The following is an 18842-nucleotide window of genomic DNA, read 5'->3' on the forward strand; positions in this document are numbered from 1 at the left end:
GACCAGGTGTCAGAAGGCCAGGGGGGCGGCGACGGGCTGTCCGACAGAGACATGCTCGCGGCCGAAATGCGTCGGCTGAAGGACAAGTCGCGGCTCAGCTACGGGCGTCTCGCCGACAAGACGCACTACAGCCGCTCGTCATGGGAACGCTTCCTCAACGGCAAGCAACTGCCCACCACGGTGGCGGTCGAGGAGTTCGCCGCCGCGGTGGAGGCGTACGCGGAGCCGCTGCTCGTCCTGCTGGAGACCGCGAAGGCGAAGGCCGGGGAACTCGGGGAGACCGGCGGGGCCGGGGAAACCAGCGGGGCCGGGGAAACCGGCGAGGCCGGGGAACCCAGGGAGAGTGCGCCGCCGGAGCCGGACACCGCCCTGCCGGACACCCCTCTGCCGGGCCCGTTCGGTTCGTTCCGCCTGATTCCCGCCTGGGACTGGAAGACCCGCGCCCGCGGGGCCGGGCTCGTCGCCGCCGGTGCGCTCGCGGGCTGCCTGCTCACCCTGCTCGTGATCGGCACCGCGGGCGCCGGCGACCTGGGCGCCTTTCCTTCCTCGTCCCGGGCGGGAGGCGGTTCGACGGCGGCCGGCGCCGCGACTCTGGCCCAGCACACCCGCCAGGCCGAGCCGACACCCCAGAACCCGCGCCCCGGCTGCTCCGCGGACACGTGCCTGCGGCGCGACCCCCAGTCGATGGACTGCCAGTGGGACGCGACGACGGCCCACCAGACCTGGCTGCGCGGAATGCACATCGAGCTGCGCTACAGCCCCGCGTGCGGGGCGGTCTGGGGACGCCTCGAGGACGGAACCGTGGGCGACTCGGTCACCATCAGGGACAAGTACGGCGACCAGCTGTCGGCCACGATTCGCGTCGACCGCGACACGTACACCCGGATGCTGGCCGTGGACCACACCGCACCGCCCAGCACGGTGACCGTCTGCGGTGCGATCCCGAAGCAGCACGAGATCGAGTGCTCACCCGTGGGCTCGATCCAGCCCTGACGCCGGCCTGCTCACCTGGGACAACATGGCGTCCAACCTGCGCGGCATCCTGAACGCCGCCGACTGGGGCGACGCCGACTTCCCCCTCCAGGACTCGAAGTTCGCCGACCACCTCAACAAGGCCGAGCCGAACGACATCGCCTTCGACCCGTACGCCTGACGGACCGGACGTCTACGCTGCCCCCGTGACCTCAGCCGCAGCCCGCACCGCGCTGGACCTCACCGCCGGCCTCCCGGTCCCGTCCCTGGAGGACCTCTACCGCGACCTGCACCGCCACCCCGAGCTGTCCCTGCGCGAGCACCGCACCGCCGGGAAGCTCGCCGGCCGACTGGGGGACGCCGGGTTCGAAACGGCCGAGGGCATCGGCGGCACCGGAGTCGCCGGCGTCCTGCGCAACGGCGACGGGCCGACCGTGCTGCTGCGCGCCGACATGGACGCGCTGCCGGTCAAGGAGGAGACCGGGCTGCCGTACGCCTCCCGGGCGGACGGGGTGATGCACGCCTGCGGCCACGATCTGCACGTCACCTGGCTGGCGGGCGCGGCCGCGGCGCTGGCGGCCGGGCGGGAGACCTGGAGCGGCACTCTGCTGGTCGTGGGCCAGCCCGCCGAGGAGACCGGACAGGGCGCGGCCCGGATGGTCGCGGACGGGCTGTACGAGCGCTTCGGGCGCCCGGACGTGCTGCTCGGGCAGCACGCGGCCCCGGGCCCGGCGGGCCTGTACCCGCACGCGCCGGGCCTGATCATGTCGGCCTCGACGGACGTGGACATCGTGGTGCACGGCCGGGGCGGCCACGGTTCCCGCCCGGAGGCGACCGTCGATCCGGTGGTGACCGCCGCCTACCTGGTCACCCGGCTGCAGACGGTGGTCTCCCGGGAGCTGGCCGCCCGCGAGTCCGCGGTGCTGACCGTGGGCCGGATCGAGGCGGGCACCCGGCACAACATCATCCCCACCGAGGCGCGCATCGCCCTGAACCTGCGCACCCAGTCGGAGGAGGTGCGGACGCGGATGCTGGCCGCGATCCGGCGCATCGCGCTCGGCGAGTGCCTGGCCGCCGGCTGCCCGCGCGAGCCGGAGATCACCATCGGCAACATCTTCCCGGTGACCGTCAACGACACGGAGACCGACAGGGCGGTGGCCGCCGTGCACGGCGAGGTCTTCGGCGCCGGGGCGGTGTTCGACCCGGGCCCGGCGATGGGCAGCGAGGACTTCCCGCAGCTGGCGCTCGGCTCGATCCCGTACTCGTACTGGTTCGTGACGACGACCCCGGCCGAGGTGTGGGAGCAGGCACTCGGCGCGGGCATCGAGGAGAAGTTCGCGGCCGTGCCGAGCAACCACAGCCCGCACTTCGCGCCCGACCTGTCCACTGTTGCCCCGGGTGTCCGCACGCTGGTGTCGGGGGCACTGGCGTTGTTGTCGGTGGCGTGACTTGATCTCCCTCGGGGTGGCGATCCGGACCCGACTGCGGGTCTCGGAGACGGACGCCGCGGTGCTGGGCGAGGTCGGGGTGCTCCTCGGTTCGCCGGCTGCCGGTGATCTCGCGGTGCGCTCCAGGCAGGGTCTGTCTCACGGGCAGTCTCACCAAAGCCACGCACGACCAGTGGGAGCTCGCGCGGCGTGGCATCGAACACGGCGAGATCGGCGCGTACTCCGGCTCAGTGCAACGCCTCGTCGGAGGCGGACCCATAGGCACGTACGACGGCCTGTTCATGATGAGCGGCGAGCACATCGGTGTCGACGTGACGGCCGGCCCGGCCTGCGGCACTGAAGGAGGCCGGGCGGCGGTCACATAGCCAGGGTTTGCGATGACGTCCTGGACCGGGGCTGAGCCCGGGAGGTGCAGGTGGGGATCCGGCGTCGCAGTCCGGGGCCGGGGCCTGGAAGTGGCCGAGGAATGCGCGGGCTTGGTCGGCGTTCGCCGCGACGCCGACCGTCACCCATGCGTGCCCATCCCACTCCAGAAGGGCGGCCCAGACGTCGTTCACAACCAGGCGGACGACGGCGTCACGGTTGCTGTAGTGCGTGCCCCATACGCCGGGCCGCATCCACGCTGGAGAACGTCATGCTTCGTGATCGGAGTCGAGCACCACCATGAACCTGTTGCCTTCCGGATCCGTCATCAGGGCTTCCACGGGATCGTGGAGTTCCACCAGAGAGGCACCTTTGGCGATCAGCGTCTGAACCTGTTCAGCGACCGTTCCGGCAAAGACGGTGACGACCGGCAGCACGGCCGGAGATTCCGCTTCGCCAACGCTGTACGCATCATGACCCGGGATGCTGCCCCAGAACCTGATCATTTTCTCTGGGTCTACGGCTTCAAAATGAACGTGCATGCTGCTGTCTCACTTTCATCTGTGCGACCGATACCGAAAACGGCCTACCGAATCAATCCGGACCGGACGGGCGTCCCCGTGCGTGTGCTGTGGCCGGAAGGCGCCACCCGCTGAGCCGCTACTGGGCCTGGAGCTGCCGCAGGTGCCGCTGGACGCTCTCCAGCGCGCCCTGCCGGCGGCCCGGCACCCGCAGCCTCAACTCGGCGAGCGCGGGCCCGAGTTCACGGGCCCGCGCCGCGTCCTTGATGCACCCCCACTGGTGGTGGGCCCGGTCCGCGGCCGCCTCCACGGCAGGCGCGTCCGCCGCCTGCCCCGCGGCCAGCCGCACCCCGGCAACACTCAGCCAGGCCCGGCAGCTGCGCGCCGCGTCCCCCGCGAACATGGCGAGATCGGCCCGCACTTCGGCCCAGTGCAACGCCTCGCCGGAAGCGGGCCCGTAAGCGCGCGCGGCGGCTTCCTCGTGCCGAGCGGCAAGCACATCGGCATCGGCGTGACGGCCGGCCTGGACGGCGGCGCTGATGGCGGCATGGGGATCGGCAGCTCCGAGCCCGTCCGGCGCCCTGTGAGGACGAGGCCGTTCAGTCCGATACGGGGATCCGGGGGTGCAGCCCCCAGGTCCGGACAGCACCAGATCCCGCCCCGCACTGGCCTCCGCGATCCGCGCCAACGCCTGCTCGTGCAGCTGCGGAAGGGGCGGCCGGTACCCGCTGCGCAGCAGCGTCGCCACCGCCTTCATGTACGACGGCTCGGCGGGCCCACGCCGCCCGGCCGCCGCAGGCGCGACACGCCCGTACACCGCCGCGGTACGCCCGGAGTCCAGCGGCCGCTCGGTCAGGTGCCGCCAGGCCTCCGCGTCCGCGTGCAGGTCGACGACGAGCGCGGTGTCACTCGCGGAGCGCAGCCTCAGCTCCTCCCGGATCCAGTGCCAGGGCAGCGCGGTGTAGCGGACGGTGGCCGGCGTGGTGCGGGCCAGCGCGAGATGGGGCAGGTGCTGGCGGCGGTCCAGGTTCAGTTGCCCGGTGATGTACACGGTGAGCGGTCCCGGCGCGGCCGCGGCGGCGCGCAGCCGGGTGAGGACGGCCTGCGGCTCCAGCGGGTCGGCGAGTTCGACCACGTTGGCGGTGTCGGTGCCGGACAGCACGGCGGGGGCGACCGCGGCCAGCACGGGCAGTACACCGGCCGCGTCCACCAGGCGCCCCCTGCCCAACGGCGAGGCCGCCAGCAGCAGCACGGTTCCGGGCATCGTCCCTCCCCTGTCGATCGCTCTCCCACCAGCACCGTAGCCGCTGCTCCTGCAAACCCAGGCCTCAGGACCGCAAACGTCCCCGTTCGGGCTCTTCGCCCCCCACCCGGCGGATCGCGAAGACCGTGGTGTCGTCGTCCAGGTGGCGCTCGCTGTGCGCCAGCACGCCGTCGCGGACCTGGCTGACCAGATGCCGGGGTTCCACGCGGTCCGGATCGGCGGCGACCGCGCGGGCCACCTCCTGGGCCAGCGGATAGAACTCCCCCGGCCGGTTGCGGGCTTCTGTCACCCCGTCGGTGACGATGAGCAGGGTCTCCTCGGCGGCCAGCGCCACCCGGCGCACCGGCGGGAGGCCGCCCCCGAGGTCGGTGAGGCCGAGCGGGAGACCTTCGCCGCCGGGCAGGGACCGTACGCCGTGCGGGCCGACGGCGAGCGCGGGTTCGTGGCCGAAGTTGACGACCTCCACCGTGCCCTGGGCGTCTTCGGGGAAGCCGATGAGAACGGCGGTGGCGAAGCGTTCCCCGCCGTCGCGGCCGAGCGCGGTGGTGTGCAGCCGGTGCCGGAGCATCCGCGTCTCCAGCCGCTCGGCGACGGTGGCCAGGTCCGCCTCGTGGTATCCGGCCTCCCGGAAGGTGCCGAGCAGCGCGGCGGCGGTCTCCACCGCGCCCAGGCCCTTGCCCTGCACGTCGCCGACGAGGACGCGGGTGCCGTGCGGGCCGGGCTGGATGTCGTAGAAGTCGCCGCCGACCCGGGCCTCGGTGTCGGCGGCGAGGTAGACGGCCGCGTGTTCCAGACCCGCCCAGATGCGGGGCAGCGGGCGCAGCACGGTGCGCCGCGTGGTCTCGGCGATGTCCTGCATGTGCAGCATCCGCCGTTCGCCGCGCAGCCGCACCTCGCAGGCGAGGGTGGCGAGGACGCCGCCGAGGCCGACGAGGATGAAGTCGGGCAGCCCGGCCTGGTACTGCCGGGGCCAGGCGCTGTCCACGGCGACGTACGTGGCCACCGACAGCACGGCGTACCCGGCGGTCGTCCACACCCCGCAGAGCGCGGCGGCCGTGCCGGGCACGAGCACGGCCCAGGAGACGACCCGGAACTGTTCGCCGGTGGCGAAGTCGAGCACCGCGATCGCCGCAAGCAGCAGCAGCGGCAGCACCCAGGCGGCATTGTGCCCACGGATCCGCAGGGCACCCCGCCGCAGGGCCTCGTCCTCGTGCGCGCCGACCAGGCCCAGGCCCTCCATGCCCCTCAGACAAGCATGGGAACATACCGCCCGCATCCGGGCACTCGTCATTCCACAGGACTTGCCAGGCCGTACCCACAGGTGTGCCCTGGAGAACAGGGGCGAGGAGAGAGGAGTGCTCTCATGGCTCAAGCGGCACCCGCACCCGGCGGCCTGCCCCGGTCCACGCCCAAGGCCGTGACCAGGGGCGCCGCACCCGACGTGTTCGACGCCCGCACCCACCGGATCGCCCGGCTGGCCGGGCCGGTCCTGCTGGGCCTGGTCTACGGCTACTGGGCCGCGGCCAACCGGCGCAGCGGCGGTCCCATCACCGGCTGGAACCTGCTGTTCGGGTTCGTCACGGCGATCGTGTTCGCGGTGGTGCTCATGGCCCTGCTGACCCTGGCCCCGCGCATGCGGCGGGAGCTGCACGCGCTGGCCTGGACCGCGTTCATCGGCTGTGCGTTCGGGTTCCTGTACAGCCAGACCGGCGAATCGGTCCTGAGGTCCATAGGCATGTCGCTGGCGGTCTCGGCGGTCACCTTCGCTGTGTTCTTCTACCGCTTCTACACGCACGAGGACGCGGCCGGGCACCGTGTGCGCTGAGCATGCGTCACGCGCGTGGGCCCCGGCCGGTGTCCGTCCGGGGCCCACGCACTCCCCTGTGTTTCCCCTCACCGTCCCCAGCACCAGGAAACACCCGTTCGGGGGAGCCCTCCACCGGAGAACGCAAACTCCGGTCCCGCCAGGCGGTGGGACCGTTCAGCTTGACTTTTCGCCCGAACGCAGTCATACCGCTCGCGCACCGGGGCGGACCGTCTTTGCCTGGAAGCGTGCCCCCACGCCTCAGGAGCGCCCTGTCGGCCGTACTGATCGTCCTGTCCTGCCTGCTCGTGCCGTTCGGCGCGCTGGCGGCCTGGGCGGCGTACGGACTTGCCGACACGGGCCGGTACGTCACCACGATGGCCCCGCTCGCCGCCGACCCGGACGTGCGGGAGGCCATCGTGGCGACGGTCGGGGACGGCATCGTGCGCGAGGTGGACCACCGGATGGACGTCCGCCCGGTACGCGGCTCGGTCGCCCCGTTCGTGCACGACGCCGTGCGCTCCTTCACCGAGACCCGCGCCTTCCGGCTGGCCTGGGACACCGGCAACCGGGTCACACACGACACGGTGCTGCGCGCCCTGCGCGCCGAGGATGCGGACGGCGAGCGTGCGCGGCCGGTCACCGTCGACCTCGCGCCCGTCACCGACCAGGTCAAACGCCAGCTCACCCAGGACCATGTGCCGCTCGCCGCGCGCATCCCGGTGCAGCACACCGCGGTCCCGGTGCTCCCGGCGGCCGAAGTGACCCAGCTGAGAAAGGGGTTCCGCGTGCTCGAAGTCGCCCGCTTCTGGCTCCCGGTGGCGGCCGTCGTCTTCGCCGTCGCCGGGATCGCCCTCGCCGTCCACCGCCGCCGCGCCGTCGCCGCGACCGCGCTGGGCACGGCCCTGGGCGGTGCCCTGCTCGCCCTCTCCCTCACCGTCGCCCGCAGCCTCACCCTCGCCGGCCTGCCCGCCGACGTCTCCCACCCGGCCGCGGGCGCGGTCTACGACGCCCTGACCGCCACCCTGCGCACAGCCTCCTGGCTCCTACTGGGCCTAGGCCTCGCGGTAGCCCTGACAGCCTGGCTCACCCGCTACCTGCGCCTGCCCCGCCGCGCCCGAGGCCGCCGAGAATCCACAGCACCCCCACCAGCTCCAACCCCGGAACCAACCCGAGCCCGAGCCTGACGACACCCGAAGTACGGCCTCCTGGCTCCCACCTCACACGACCCTCACGGCCCGCCTCACCCGCTACCTACACCCGCCCCGCCACACGCGAGCCCGGCGAGAATCCGCAGCGCCCCCACCAGCTCCAACCCCGGAACCGACCCGAGCCCGAGCCTGACGACACCCGAAGTACGGCCTCCTGGCTCCCACCTCACACGACCCTCACGGCCCGCCTCACCCGCTACCTGCGTCCGCCCGGCCACGCGCGAGCCCGGCGAGAATCCGCAGCGCCCCCGCCAGCTCCGGCTCCGGAGCCGACGCGAGCCCGAGTCTGACGGCGTTCGGGGTGCGGCTCGGGTCGACCGAGAAGGCCGTACCCGGTGTGACGGCGATCCCGTGCGCCCGCGCGACGGCGGTGAAGGTGTCGGCCCGCCAGGGCGCGGGCAGCTGCCACCAGGCGAAATAGGCCGCCGGATCGGACCGTACGGCGAAACCGTCCAGTTCCTCGGCGACCAGCCGCTGCCGCCGCTCGGCGTCCCGCCGCTTGGCGGCGACCAGCCGCGCCACGGTCCCGTCCCCGGTCCACCGCACGGCCGCCTCCAGCGCGAAGGACCCGGCGTTCCACCCTCCGGACCTGACGGCCCGCGCCACCGCCTCGGCCCGGTCGGCGGGTGCGACGACGAACCCGATGGTGAGCCCGGGTGCGACCCGCTTGGAGAGCCCGTCGACGAGGTGCACCAGGTCGGGGAGGAGCGCCGCGAGCGGAGGTTCGCCGCCCGCATGCAGGAAGGACCAGATCCGGTCCTCCACGACCGGTATCCCCAGGCTGTGGATGACGTCGGCCAGGTGCGCGCGCCGCTCGGCGCCCAGGGTCAGCGAGGTCGGGTTGTGCAGGGTCGGCTGGAGGTAGAGGGCGGACAGGGGAGCGGTGCGGTGGGCCGCGGCGACGGACTCGGCGAGCGGCCCCTCCTCGTCCGCCGCGAGCGGGACGAGGTCGATGCCGAGCCGCCCCGCAATCTCCTTGACCAGCGGATACGTCAACGGCTCAACACCGACGCGGCCGCCCGGCCGGACCAGGGAGGCGAGGGTGGCCGCGATGGCCTGGCGGGCGTTGCCGGTGAAGAGGATCCGGTCGGGGCCGGGCCGCAGACCGCCCGTGGCCAACAGCCCCGCGACCGCCTCCCTGGCCGCCGCGGTGCCGGCGGCCGGGGCGGGCCGCAGCGCCTCGGCCAGCGCGTCCGGCCGCAGCAGCGACGCCAGGGCCGGGGCCAGCAGCTCCGGCTGGCCGGGCGCGGAGGGGTAGTTGAGCTCCAGGTTCACCGGCGCGACGCCGGCCGCCTCGGTCAGCGCGTGCCCCGGCTGCCGGTCCGGCTCGGTGGCCCGCACGAACGTACCGCGCCCGACCTCGCCCACCACCAGCCCCCGGCGGACGAGTTCGGCGTACACCCGCCCTGCCGTCGAGGCGGCGATCTTGTGCCGCCGGGCGAACGCCCGCTGCGGCGGCAGCCGTTGACCGGGGCGGAGCCGGCCGCCGGTGATGCCGTCGGCGATCCGGTCGGCGATCCGCCGGTAGTCGTCCACAAGTCCCCCCTGTTGCCCCTGTCGTCCCTGTCGCCCCGTCGCCGCTGTCGTACCGGCGCGCCCCCGGATTGCACCGAGGGCAAAGATTTTATTGCACCGAGGAGTTGAGGGTGCCTAGGGTCGCTCCCATGAGCCCCTTCCTCGCATACGAGGACAAGGGGGACCCCGGTGTCTCCTCCCGGGTCCCCCTCGTCCTCGTCCACGGCCACCCCTTCGACCGCACGATGTGGGCCCCGCAGCTGGCCGCCTTCTCCGCCGGCCGCCGGGTGATCGCCCCCGACCTGCGCGGCTACGGCGCCTCCCCCGTGACTCCCGGCACCGTCCCGCTCGCCCGCCACGCCCAGGACATCGAGGAGCTGCTGGACTTCCTGTCGGTGGACTCCTTCGTGCTGGCCGGCCTGTCGATGGGCGGCCAGATCGCCATGGAGTGCTACGACCGCTTCGGCGACCGCATCCGGGGCCTGGTCCTCGCGGACACCTTCCCCGACCCCGAGACGCCCGAGGGCAAGCGGGCCCGGGCCGCCATGGCCGGCCGGCTGCTCGCTGAGGGCCTGCGCGGCTACGCCGACGAGGTCCTGGAGAAGATGGTCGCCCCCTACGCCGACCCCGAGGTCAAGGCCCACGTCCACCGCATGATGACGGCCACCTCGCCCGAGGGCGCCGCGGCCTCCCTGCGCGGCCGCGCCGAACGCCGCGACTACCGCGCCCTGCTGACGCGGGTGAGCGTCCCCGCACTGGTCGTGGTCGGCGCCGACGACACGTACACACCGGTCGCGGACGCCAAGGCGATGCACGCCGCGATTCCCGGCTCGGTGCTGCACGTGGTCGAGGGGGCGGCCCATATGCCGAACCTGGAGCGGGCGGGGGAGTTCAACGAGGTGTTGGCGGATTTCCTGACCGAGGTCGACTCCCGCTCGTAATCTCGGGAGCGTGACGCAGCGCCCTGGACGCAGACTCGGTTCCTGGTCGGCCGGCCTGCTCCTCGCCGGAGTGAGCGCGGTCGTCGGCTTCCGGGTGGCCGGCAGTGACGGCATCACACCCGTACCCCAGCTGCTCGCCTTCCTGCCCTGGCTGATCGTGCCGACCGGCCTCGGCCTGCTGTGCGCGCTGCTCGCCCGCTGGTGGCCGGGGCTGGTGTGGGGAGTCGCCGTACTCGCCCTGCTGGCCTGGTACATCGAGCCGTACGGCAGGACCGCTGAGCCCACAGGCCAGCCCCTCGCCCTGCTCCGCGTGCTGACCTCGAACGTCGAGTTCGGGCGCGGCACCGACGCCCTGGTCCCGCAGATCCGCCGCCGCCACCCGGACCTCGTCTTCGTGGAGGAGTGCGAGTACACCTGCCAGGCCACCCTGGAACGGGACTTCGCCGGCACCTACCCCCACCGGCAGGCCGTGGCCGCGGGCGGCTCGCACGGCTCCCTCATCCTGAGCCGCTTCCCGCTGCACGCGACGGCCGGTGTCCGCGGCACGATGGGCATGCCCGGCGCCGTCGCCGACGTACGCGGCCACGCCGTACGCCTCCAGCTCGCCCACCCCATGCCCCCGCTCCCCGGCCAGGTGGACCTCTGGCGCCGCGAACTCGGCCGCCTTGCCGCCTTCGCCGCGGCCGACCCCCGCACTCCCACCATCCTCGCGGGCGACTTCAACGCCTCCCAGGACCACGCGGCCTTCCGCCGCATCCTGGACGCCGGCCTGACCGACGCGGCCGGCCTCGCCGGCCACGACCGCACCCCCAGCTGGCCCTCCCGCACCGCCTCGGTCATCGGCGCCCAGATCGACCACGTCCTGCTGTCCCCCGACTTCTCGGCGACCGCGGCCCACTTCCTCCGCCTGACCGGCACCGACCACCGCGCACTCGTCGTCGACATCACGCTCCACCAGCGAGGATGACCCCCGGCGGGCCTGGGCGAAGCGGTCATAATGGGCGCATGTCCCGCGAGTTCCCCATCGGCCTCACCCCTCCCGACTGGCTGGTCCGGAACCTCCAACCCCACCGGGCACCCCTCAACCGGTCCGCGATGGCCCGGGCCGCACTCGCGATGAGCCTCCCCCTGGCGATCGGACTCGCGGCCGGACAGCCGGCGTACGGCGCGCTCGCCTCCATGGGCGCCCTGTCCGGCGTCATCAGCGACACCGCCGACGCCTACCGCATGCGCATCCTCAACATCGCGGTCCCGCAGCTCTTCGGCGCCGTAGGGGTCACGCTGGGCTCCCTGGTCTACGGCCACGGCTGGTACGCGGTGGCCGCCGTCACCGGCGTAGCCCTGCTGTCCGGCATGATCTCGACGATCGGCGCGGTGGCCTCCGTATCGGGACTGCTGTTGCTCCTGAACGCCGTGATCGGCGCGGGACTTCCGCTCCCCGGCCCCTGGTGGCTGCCCCCGGCCCTGATGGCCGGCGGCGGCCTCCTCGTCCTCGCCCTGGCCCTGCTCGCCTGGCCGCTGCGGGCCGGAGTCCCGGAGCGCGCGTCGGTAGCGGCCGCGTACCGCACGGTGGCCGCCCTGCTGGCCGCCTGCGGCGACCCGGACGCCTACATCGCCACCCGCTTCGACGTCACCCTGGCCCTCAACCAGTCCTACGACCTCATCCTCGCCCACCGCGCCCGCCACCACGGCCGCAGCCCCGAACTCACCCGTCTCCTGGCCCAGTTGAACGCGATCACTCCGGTGGTCGAGGCGGCGCCCGCCGTCCACCTCTCCGGCCGTCCGCTCCCGCCGGACATCCCCGAGGCGGTCCGCCACCTGGCCGAGTCCATCGAGACCGGCCGCACGGGCCCTATGCCCCTGCCGCCCCTGCCCGCCCCCGGCAGCGAAACGGCTCGGGCCGTCGACCACGCCCTGCGCCACGCCGCAGAAGTCGTCACGGCCCCCGACGTGGACCCCCGGGGAATCGACGACCGCCTGGGCCGCCCAGCCGCACTCGGCATCCGCACGGCCCGCGCCGCCCGGGGCGTCGCGCTCTCCGCCAACTCCTGGCGCTACGGCCTGCGCCTGGCGGTATGCATCGGCATCGCGCAGGCCCTGGTCTCCCTGATCCCCGTGCCCCGCTCCTACTGGGTGGCCCTGACGATCACCTTCGTCCTCAAGCCCGACTTCGGCTCGGTGTTCTCACGGGCGCTGCTGCGGGCGCTGGGCACGGTGGCGGGCCTGGTGATCGCGGCGGCGGTACTGGCGGAGGTGCCCCGGGGCTGGTGGGACGTTCCCGTGATGCTCCTGCTGGCCCCGCTGATCCCGGCCCTGACCCCCCGCGGCTACGGCTACCAGACGGCGGCTATCACCCCGGTCATCCTCCTCCTCTCGGACATCCTGAACCACCAGGGCACCGCCCTCCTGCTCCCCCGCCTCCTGGACTCCCTCATGGGCTGCGCGATCGCCCTGATCGCGGGCTACCTGCTCTGGCCGGAGAGCTGGCACACCCGGGTCGGCGACCGCCTGGCGGACGCGGTGGCGGACACGGCGGGATACGTGGAGGCGGCGTTCGGCCCGGACACCGACCCGGCCGCCCGCGCCCGCATGCGCCGCCGCCTCTACCGCGACCTCTCGACCATCCGCACAGAGTTCCAGCGGGCCCTGACCGAACCACCGCCCACCGGACGCCGTGCCGCGGCCTGGTGGCCGCTGGTGGTCGCCGTGGAACGCATCGTCGACGCCACGACGGCGGCCGGCGTCCGCGTCCGCCACGGCGCCCGCCCCCCGTCGGCAGCCGAGATCGACCAGGTGGCCCTGCAACTGCGCGAACTCTCGGAGGGCGTACGCCAGGCGGAGACCCTCACCGCGGTCCGCACCCACCTCACGGGCCCCTCGGGCAGCGTCCTGGAACCGCTGCGCCAGGAGGTGGCGGCGGCACGCGCAATCGCGACACCCCACTGAGGCCTCGACCAGCAACCGAAACGAGATGTGGGGCCGCTAACCTTACGTGTCCGTCCTGGCCAGGGATTGACGGGAATCAACTCACGCGAAGGGTTGCGCACATGGGCATTCTCACTCTCCTGCGGAACGCATTCGGCCGAGGGCGCAAGACGCGCACCGCCGAGGCAGAGGGTGCGGACCGACGCCCTTCGCCGCAGCCGACCCCGGAACCGACCCCCACTCCCGACCCCCTGCCCCCGACCGCCCAGGTCCCCGAGCCCCGCACCTCCTCCCCCGAGGAACACGACCTGGTATCGGCAGCCTTCGACAACGTAACGGTCCCGAGGCAGGCCACAGAGCCCCACCAGGAACACCCGTCCGAAGGACCGACAACGGAGCCGACGGCAAAGCCGGAGCCGGTGGCGAAGTCTGAGCCGGAGCCGGTCGCTGAGCAGCCGGAACTGGTGACGGAGCCCGAGCCGGTGGCAGAGGCTGAGCCGGTGGCTGAGGCTGAGGCTGAGCCGGCGGCAGAGGCCGAGCCGACGGCTGAGGTGGAACCGGCAGCGGAGGCTGGGCCCGCAGCGAAGGCTGAGCCCGAGCCGACGGCCGAGGCTGAGCCGACAGCGGCGCCCGAGCCGAAGGCGGAGGTTGAGTCGGAGCCGGTGGCAGAGGCAGAGCCGACGGCTGAGGTGGAACCGGCAGCGGAGGCTGGGCCCGCAGCGAAGGCTGAGCCCGAGCCGACGGCCGAGGCCGAGCCGACAGCGGCGCCCGAGCCGAAGGCGGAGGTTGAGTCGGAGCCGGTGGCAGAGGCCGAGCCGACAGCTGACATGGAACCGGCAGCGCAAGCTGAGCCGACGGCTGAGGTGGAGCCGGGGCCGGTGGCTGAGCCCGATCCCACAGCGAAGGCTGAGCCGGTCGCAGAGGTGGAGCCGGAGCCTGTAGCCCTGCCTGCCCCTGAGCCGACGGCCGAGGAGACCGAGCCCACAGCGAAAGCCGAGCCCGAGCCGACCGAAGAGCCGGAACTGGTGGCGGAGCCCGAGCCGACGGCAGAGGCTGAGCCGACAGCGGAGCCCCAGCCTGCGGCGGAGGTGGAGCCCGCAGCGGAGCCCGAGCCGGTCGCAGAGCGCGAGCCCGCAGCGAACGCTGAGCCGACAGCAGAGCCCGAGCCCGCAGCGAACGCTGAGCCGATCACAGACGTGGAGCCGACGGCCGAGGCTGAGCCGGTCGCAGACGTGGCGCCCGCAGCGGAGTCCGAGCCGGTCGTCGCGCCGGAGCCGGCGGCCGCGGGCGGCGAGGACGCCCCACAGGGGCCACCCGCAGTCGACGACGAAAGCAGCACGGGTGGTGCGGGTGGGAACGAAAACGGCGCCGAAGGCGAAGCCGAGGCGGTACCGGCCAAGCCCGCAACCCCCCTCACCCGGGTGAAGTCCCGCACCCCCTCCCTCACCACCGCCTACAAGGCCGCCCAGACCACCCTCAAGAAAGCCGACCTCACCGGCACCCGAGCGAAGCTCTACCTCGTCCTCGACCGCTCCGCGAGCATGCGCCCGTACTACAAGGACGGCTCCGCCCAGGCCCTCGCCGACCAGAGCCTCGCCCTCGCCGCCCACCTCGACCCCGAGGCCACGGTCCACGTCGTCTTCTTCTCCACGGAGGTCGACGGCACCACCGACCTCACCCTCACCCCGGACCACGAGACCAGGATCGACGACGTCCACGCCGGTCTCGGCCGCATGGGCCGCACCAGCTACCACGCCGCCGTAGAGGCCGTCCTCACCCACCACGAGAAGACCACGGACGACCCCACCACCCCCGCCCTGGTGATCTTCCAGACGGACGGCGCCCCCGACGCCAAGACCCCCGCCACCCAGTCCCTCACCGAGGCCGCCGGGAAGCACCCCTCCGTCTTCTTCTCCTTCGTCGCCTTCGGTGAGCACGACAACAAGGCCTTCGACTACCTCCGCAAACTGAAGACCGACAACACGTCCTTCTTCCACGCGGGCCCGACCCCCCGTGAACTCACCGACACGGAGCTGTACGAAGGCGTACTCGCCACCTGGCGCCCATAGGCCAACCGGGGGGGTGGACCACCGGCGGAGCCAACGCCACCCGTCCACCCCCCGAAACGCATGTGAGTCGATCTTCACGGGCCCAGTAGGATTTCGACTTATGGCGGCCACTGGATCCGAGAAGCAGGGTGGAAAGGCGTACTACGTCACCACCCCCATTTATTACGTCAACGACGCTCCTCACCTGGGCCACGCCTACACGACCGTCGCAGGCGACGTGCTCTCCCGCTGGCACCGTCAGCGCGGCGAGAAGGTGTGGTTCCTCACCGGCACGGACGAGCACGGTCAGAAGATCATGCGCACGGCCGAGGCGAACGGGGTCACCCCGCAGGCCTGGGCCGACAAGCTCGTCACGGAGGCCTGGAAGCCCCTGTGGGAGCACCTGGAGATCGCGAACGACGATTTCATCCGCACCACGCAGAAGCGACACACCGACCGCGTCCAGGAATTCGTGCAGGACCTGCACGACAAGGGCGAGATCTACAAGGGCGGCTACGAGGGCCCGTACTGCGTGGGCTGCGAGGAGTACAAGCTCCCGGGCGAGTTGCTCGACGGCGAAGGCGAATTCGCCGGTCAGAAGCTGTGCCCGATCCACAAGAAGCCGGTGGAGATCCTCAGCGAGGAGAACTACTTCTTCCGCCTGAGCGAGTACGGCGACAAGCTCCTCGCCCACTACGAGGCGAACCCCGGCTTCATCCAGCCCGAGTCCGCGCGCAACGAGGTCGTGAACTTCGTCCGCAAGGGCCTGCAGGACCTCTCCATCTCCCGCTCGACCTTCGACTGGGGCATCCCGATCCCCTGGGACGACAAGCACGTGATCTACGTGTGGGTCGACGCCCTGCTGAACTACGCCACGGCGGTCGGCTACAACGAGAACCAGGAGAAGTTCGAGGCCACCTTCCCGGCCGACGTCCACCTCGTCGGCAAGGACATCCTCCGCTTCCACGCGGTGATCTGGCCGGCGATGCTGATGGCCCAGGGCCTGCCCCTGCCCGGGAAGATCGCCGCGAACGGCTGGCTGATGGTCGGCGGCGAGAAGATGTCGAAGTCGAACCTGACCGGCATCAAGCCGCAGGACCTCACCTCGCACTTCGGCGTGGACGCCTACCGCTGGTACTTCCTGCGCGCCATCGCCTTCGGCCAGGACGGCTCGTTCTCCTGGGAGGACTTCTCCGCCCGGTACACCTCCGAGCTGGCGAACGACTACGGCAACCTCGCCTCCCGCGTGGCCGCCATGGTCGGCAAGTACTTCGGCGGCACGCTGCCCGAGGCCACGGCCGACGGCGAGGCGGAGAAGGCGGTCCAGGAGGGGATGGCGAAGGCCGTCGCCGAGGCCGACCGGCACATCGGCGACGAGCTGGACTTCCAGGGCGGCATCCTGGCCGTCTTCGACTTCGTCAAGCAGGTCAACGGCTACCTCACGGAGCAGGAGCCGTGGAAGGTCGCCAAGGACGACTCCCCGGAGGGCCGGGCTCGCCTGGCCACGATCCTCTACACGGCGGCGGAGTCCCTCCGGGCGGTCGCCGTCCTGCTGAACCCCGTCATGCCGGACACCTCCCAGAAGCTCTGGGACTCCCTCGGCGCGGAGGCCGGCCTCGGCGCCCTCGCCGACCAGCGCATCCAGGACGCGGGCGAGTGGGGCAAGCTGCCGGCGGGCTCCACGGTCACCAAGGGCGCGGTGCTCTTCCCGCGCCTGGAGGAGAAGCCGAGCGCCTAGCAGGTGTACGGCACAGGGGCCCGGGAGCATTCCCGGGCCCCTTCCGCTTGTCCGGAACTGCTACGACAGCACTCCGGCGCCGGTCGTGGTCGCCAGCTCCGTCGGCAGGTTCTTCGCGGACTTCTCCAGTCCCGCGGTGAGCGTCGGCGTCCAGTTCACCGTCGTCTTGATCTTCTTCGACGACGAGGCGTTGCAGGCGGCGACGAGGTCGGTGGCGGTGCCGTTGACCAGGTTGCCGCTGCCCGCGACCGAGCCGGTGCCGTCGCCGCTGAGCAGCTTGGCGACCTTCGCGCCGGCCGGCACCTTCCAGTAGTTGTCCTCGGCGACGACCTGGGCCTTGGCGCGGGAGTTGATGCTGTACAGCGGGGCGTAGCCGTCGACGGTCGTCGTGTCGTACACGTTGTCGTAGACGTGGATCTGCCCGATACGGGCGAGCGGCGCGCGCTGCACGATGCCCTTCCACACGTTGTGGTGGATCGAGACGCGCAGCTTGCCGGTGCTGTCGGTGTCGCTGCTGCCGATCAGCATCGTCTTGTCGTGGTCGGTGAACCGGTTGCGCTCGAAGGTGACCAGGTCGGAGCCCTTGGTGATGTCGAGGGCGCCGTCGTGGATCTGGTACTCACGGCCGTAGTACTTCGGGTTGGTGCTGTCGAAGTGCCCGGCGTCGGTGAAGCTGTTGTGGTCGGCCCAGACGTGGGTGGCGCCGCGCAGCGTGACCGAGTCGTACTGCGAGTTCCAGTTGCCCTTGTCCCCGTCCGTCGGGTCCCACTGCGGGAAGCAGTCCTCGGTCGCGGAGAAGGCGAGGTTGCGGACGATGACGTTGTCGACCTTCTGGATCTGGAGCATGCCGCCGGTGATTCCGGCGTTCGTCCCCGGCACGCCCACGATGCTGGTGTTCGCGGGCACCTTGAAGACGATGTTCTTCGCCTGCTTGGCCTGGGCGGCGGCGCGGGCCTTCTCCTGGGTGCCGGAGGGCAGCCTGGAGCGGCCGTAGGTGGCCGGGTCGTAGGCCTTGAGGTAGGCCGGGAGCGAGTATCCGGTGCCCGCGGCGTAGTCGGCGCAGGTCACCTTCTTCCCGCTGTCGTCGGTGTTGGCGTCGATCGTGCCCTTGATCTTGATGATCCGCGGCGTGGTGTCCGACACCGAACCCAGCGCCTTCACGAGCTGGGCGCGGGTGCTGACGGTGAAGGTGTGCGCGGAGTCGGCCTTCGCGCCGCCGGTCGTCCCCGTGCCGGAGGCGGCCCAGCCGTCCTTGGCGGGCAGCGTCTGGTGGTACAGGTCGGCGGCGGTGGCGTTCGCGTTCATCACGAACACACCGGCGCCGACACCTGCGGCCACGACGGCGGCGGACACGGCGAGGGTGCGCCGCTTGCGGAGGGACCGGCGGTGGGAGGGAGCTGCCACGGAGGAGTCCTTAGGGTCTGCTGAGGATGCCTTACGACTCCTCAGTGGCCGCTGCTCCCAGGGAAGTTGCTGCGCCGAACACATTTCTTGCCCGCTAGGCCACGTACCCGAGCACGAGCGCACCGACCACGGGCGCGGCATAGACGAGCGGGAACGGAATGTGCGAGTACCACCGCGCCCGGGCCACGGTCACCGCGGCCCCCACGAAGTAGACCACCAGCCCCACCCCGGCCAGCACCCCAAGGACCGGCACGAACAACCCGACCACCAGCCCAACGGCCCCCGCGGCCTTGGCCACCCCCAGCCAGGTCCACCAGGCCCGCGGCACCCGGTAGTCGGTGAGCGCCTGCACGATCCACTGGGCCCGCATGAGCAGCACGGTCCCGGAGAACCCGGCCATGAGGGCGGCGAGCAGGGTGACGACGACGTAGGCGGTACGCATGAGGGGCTCCCATCGAGCGGTCTGCTGAGCTGCGGACACTCCTTTGACACCGCTCGTCGGGGACGTGTGACAGGAAGCCGGAAATTCTCTTCGGCAGACTTGAACGTTTCGTCAGCGACTGGCTCGACAGGGCCCGTACCATCGAGCGCGCCGACGACCTGTTCACCGAGACCCGGGAATCACCCTCGCCCTGAGTGAAGATTGGGGCGGGGCACACATGCGCCCCGCCCCGCTTCTGGCAGAGTA

The 18842-nt window shown here is 72.2% G+C and carries 17 protein-coding genes; 10 read left to right on the forward strand and 7 right to left on the reverse strand.

Translation table 11 applies throughout. The features are described 5' to 3' along the window. Positions 1 to 51: 51 nt before the first annotated feature. From AQI88_RS36405 to AQI88_RS36410, 3 genes are read left to right on the forward strand one after another with little or no spacing between them, the layout of a single operon-like run. The gene (locus AQI88_RS36405; protein ID WP_079058034.1) at positions 52 to 993 is read left to right on the forward strand and encodes a helix-turn-helix domain-containing protein; all 942 of its coding nucleotides are present in this window, start codon (positions 52 to 54) and stop codon (positions 991 to 993) included. 25 nt (positions 994 to 1018) lie between these two features. Next, on the forward strand, positions 1019 to 1153 hold the full coding sequence (locus AQI88_RS44060) for a hypothetical protein (RefSeq protein ID WP_079058035.1): 135 nt from the start codon (positions 1019 to 1021) through the stop codon (positions 1151 to 1153). A 25-nt stretch (positions 1154 to 1178) separates the two neighbouring features. After that, positions 1179 to 2420 carry an amidohydrolase gene (locus tag AQI88_RS36410; RefSeq protein ID WP_067008168.1) on the forward strand — a complete coding sequence of 414 codons (1242 nt, stop codon included), beginning with the start codon at positions 1179 to 1181 and terminating at the stop codon, positions 2418 to 2420. Between the two features lie 227 nt (positions 2421 to 2647). Here the strand turns inward: AQI88_RS36410 and AQI88_RS49180 are convergent, their stop codons facing one another. The 4 genes from AQI88_RS49180 to AQI88_RS36425 all read right to left on the reverse strand — a co-directional run bounded on the left by AQI88_RS49180 (position 2648) and on the right by AQI88_RS36425 (position 5808). Further along, a complete protein-coding gene (locus AQI88_RS49180; RefSeq protein ID WP_398698274.1) occupies positions 2648 to 3037 on the reverse strand; it encodes a DUF6087 family protein in 390 nt (129 codons plus the stop codon). A gap of 15 nt (positions 3038 to 3052) precedes the next feature. Next, on the reverse strand, positions 3053 to 3325 hold the full coding sequence (locus tag AQI88_RS46255; RefSeq protein WP_159050482.1) for a VOC family protein: 273 nt from the start codon (positions 3323 to 3325) through the stop codon (positions 3053 to 3055). Positions 3326 to 3443: 118 nt separating this feature from the next. Further along, positions 3444 to 4568 carry a hypothetical protein gene (locus AQI88_RS36420; RefSeq protein ID WP_067008173.1) on the reverse strand — a complete coding sequence of 375 codons (1125 nt, stop codon included), beginning with the start codon at positions 4566 to 4568 and terminating at the stop codon, positions 3444 to 3446. Positions 4569 to 4632: 64 nt separating this feature from the next. Continuing rightward, positions 4633 to 5808 carry a PP2C family protein-serine/threonine phosphatase gene (locus AQI88_RS36425; protein WP_067008176.1) on the reverse strand — a complete coding sequence of 392 codons (1176 nt, stop codon included), beginning with the start codon at positions 5806 to 5808 and terminating at the stop codon, positions 4633 to 4635. Positions 5809 to 5931: 123 nt separating this feature from the next. On the opposite strand from AQI88_RS36425, the gene AQI88_RS36430 reads away from it, so the two are divergent. Next, positions 5932 to 6393: a hypothetical protein gene (locus AQI88_RS36430; RefSeq protein ID WP_067008177.1), complete on the forward strand. Its 462-nt coding sequence runs from the start codon at positions 5932 to 5934 to the stop codon at positions 6391 to 6393. A 227-nt stretch (positions 6394 to 6620) separates the two neighbouring features. Continuing rightward, positions 6621 to 7559, forward strand: coding sequence for a hypothetical protein (locus AQI88_RS36435; RefSeq protein WP_067008178.1), 939 nt, complete (start codon positions 6621 to 6623; stop codon positions 7557 to 7559). A gap of 213 nt (positions 7560 to 7772) precedes the next feature. On the opposite strand, the gene AQI88_RS36440 is transcribed toward AQI88_RS36435, so the two are convergent. Next, on the reverse strand, positions 7773 to 9119 hold the full coding sequence (locus AQI88_RS36440) for an aminotransferase-like domain-containing protein (protein WP_067008179.1): 1347 nt from the start codon (positions 9117 to 9119) through the stop codon (positions 7773 to 7775). A 128-nt stretch (positions 9120 to 9247) separates the two neighbouring features. Here AQI88_RS36440 and AQI88_RS36445 point away from each other — a divergent pair, with 128 nt between their 5' ends. The 5 genes from AQI88_RS36445 to metG all read left to right on the forward strand — a co-directional run bounded on the left by AQI88_RS36445 (position 9248) and on the right by metG (position 16750). Continuing rightward, positions 9248 to 10039: an alpha/beta fold hydrolase gene (locus tag AQI88_RS36445; RefSeq protein ID WP_067008180.1), complete on the forward strand. Its 792-nt coding sequence runs from the start codon at positions 9248 to 9250 to the stop codon at positions 10037 to 10039. Between the two features lie 10 nt (positions 10040 to 10049). Next, positions 10050 to 11006, forward strand: coding sequence for an endonuclease/exonuclease/phosphatase family protein (locus tag AQI88_RS36450; protein WP_067008183.1), 957 nt, complete (start codon positions 10050 to 10052; stop codon positions 11004 to 11006). 38 nt (positions 11007 to 11044) lie between these two features. Continuing rightward, complete coding sequence (locus tag AQI88_RS36455) at positions 11045 to 12985, forward strand: FUSC family protein (protein WP_067008185.1); 1941 nt, start codon at positions 11045 to 11047, stop codon at positions 12983 to 12985. A 101-nt stretch (positions 12986 to 13086) separates the two neighbouring features. Beyond that, entirely contained in the window at positions 13087 to 15033 is a 1947-nt protein-coding gene (locus AQI88_RS36460; protein ID WP_079058036.1) for a VWA domain-containing protein, read from the forward strand. Between the two features lie 100 nt (positions 15034 to 15133). Beyond that, positions 15134 to 16750 carry a methionine--tRNA ligase gene (metG, locus tag AQI88_RS36465; protein ID WP_067008188.1) on the forward strand — a complete coding sequence of 539 codons (1617 nt, stop codon included), beginning with the start codon at positions 15134 to 15136 and terminating at the stop codon, positions 16748 to 16750. Positions 16751 to 16810: 60 nt separating this feature from the next. Here the strand turns inward: metG and AQI88_RS36470 are convergent, their stop codons facing one another. Both AQI88_RS36470 and AQI88_RS36475 read right to left on the reverse strand, forming a co-directional pair. After that, positions 16811 to 18154, reverse strand: a complete 1344-nt coding sequence (locus AQI88_RS36470; protein ID WP_067008191.1) for a pectate lyase family protein — start codon at positions 18152 to 18154, stop codon at positions 16811 to 16813. A gap of 94 nt (positions 18155 to 18248) precedes the next feature. Next, positions 18249 to 18596: a DoxX family protein gene (locus tag AQI88_RS36475; RefSeq protein WP_067008193.1), complete on the reverse strand. Its 348-nt coding sequence runs from the start codon at positions 18594 to 18596 to the stop codon at positions 18249 to 18251. Positions 18597 to 18842 lie beyond the last annotated feature (246 nt).

The organism is Streptomyces cellostaticus (assembly GCF_001513965.1).
Lineage (GTDB): Bacteria > Actinomycetota > Actinomycetes > Streptomycetales > Streptomycetaceae > Streptomyces > Streptomyces cellostaticus.

Excerpts from the sequence above, each read along its gene's own strand:
- AQI88_RS49180 (WP_398698274.1), bottom strand. The coding sequence starts at position 3,037 with ATGCGGCCCGGCGTATGGGGCACGCACTACAGCAACCGTGACGCCGTC.
- AQI88_RS36420 (WP_067008173.1), bottom strand. The coding sequence starts at position 4,568 with ATGCCCGGAACCGTGCTGCTGCTGGCGGCCTCGCCGTTGGGCAGGGGG.
- metG (WP_067008188.1), top strand. The coding sequence starts at position 15,134 with ATGGCGGCCACTGGATCCGAGAAGCAGGGTGGAAAGGCGTACTACGTC.
- AQI88_RS36425 (WP_067008176.1), bottom strand. The coding sequence starts at position 5,808 with ATGGAGGGCCTGGGCCTGGTCGGCGCGCACGAGGACGAGGCCCTGCGG.
- AQI88_RS44060 (WP_079058035.1), top strand. The coding sequence starts at position 1,019 with ATGGCGTCCAACCTGCGCGGCATCCTGAACGCCGCCGACTGGGGCGAC.
- AQI88_RS36460 (WP_079058036.1), top strand. The coding sequence starts at position 13,087 with ATGGGCATTCTCACTCTCCTGCGGAACGCATTCGGCCGAGGGCGCAAG.
- AQI88_RS36455 (WP_067008185.1), top strand. The coding sequence starts at position 11,045 with ATGTCCCGCGAGTTCCCCATCGGCCTCACCCCTCCCGACTGGCTGGTC.
- AQI88_RS36405 (WP_079058034.1), top strand. The coding sequence starts at position 52 with ATGCTCGCGGCCGAAATGCGTCGGCTGAAGGACAAGTCGCGGCTCAGC.
- AQI88_RS36475 (WP_067008193.1), bottom strand. The coding sequence starts at position 18,596 with ATGCGTACCGCCTACGTCGTCGTCACCCTGCTCGCCGCCCTCATGGCC.
- AQI88_RS36445 (WP_067008180.1), top strand. The coding sequence starts at position 9,248 with ATGAGCCCCTTCCTCGCATACGAGGACAAGGGGGACCCCGGTGTCTCC.
- AQI88_RS46255 (WP_159050482.1), bottom strand. The coding sequence starts at position 3,325 with ATGCACGTTCATTTTGAAGCCGTAGACCCAGAGAAAATGATCAGGTTC.
- AQI88_RS36430 (WP_067008177.1), top strand. The coding sequence starts at position 5,932 with ATGGCTCAAGCGGCACCCGCACCCGGCGGCCTGCCCCGGTCCACGCCC.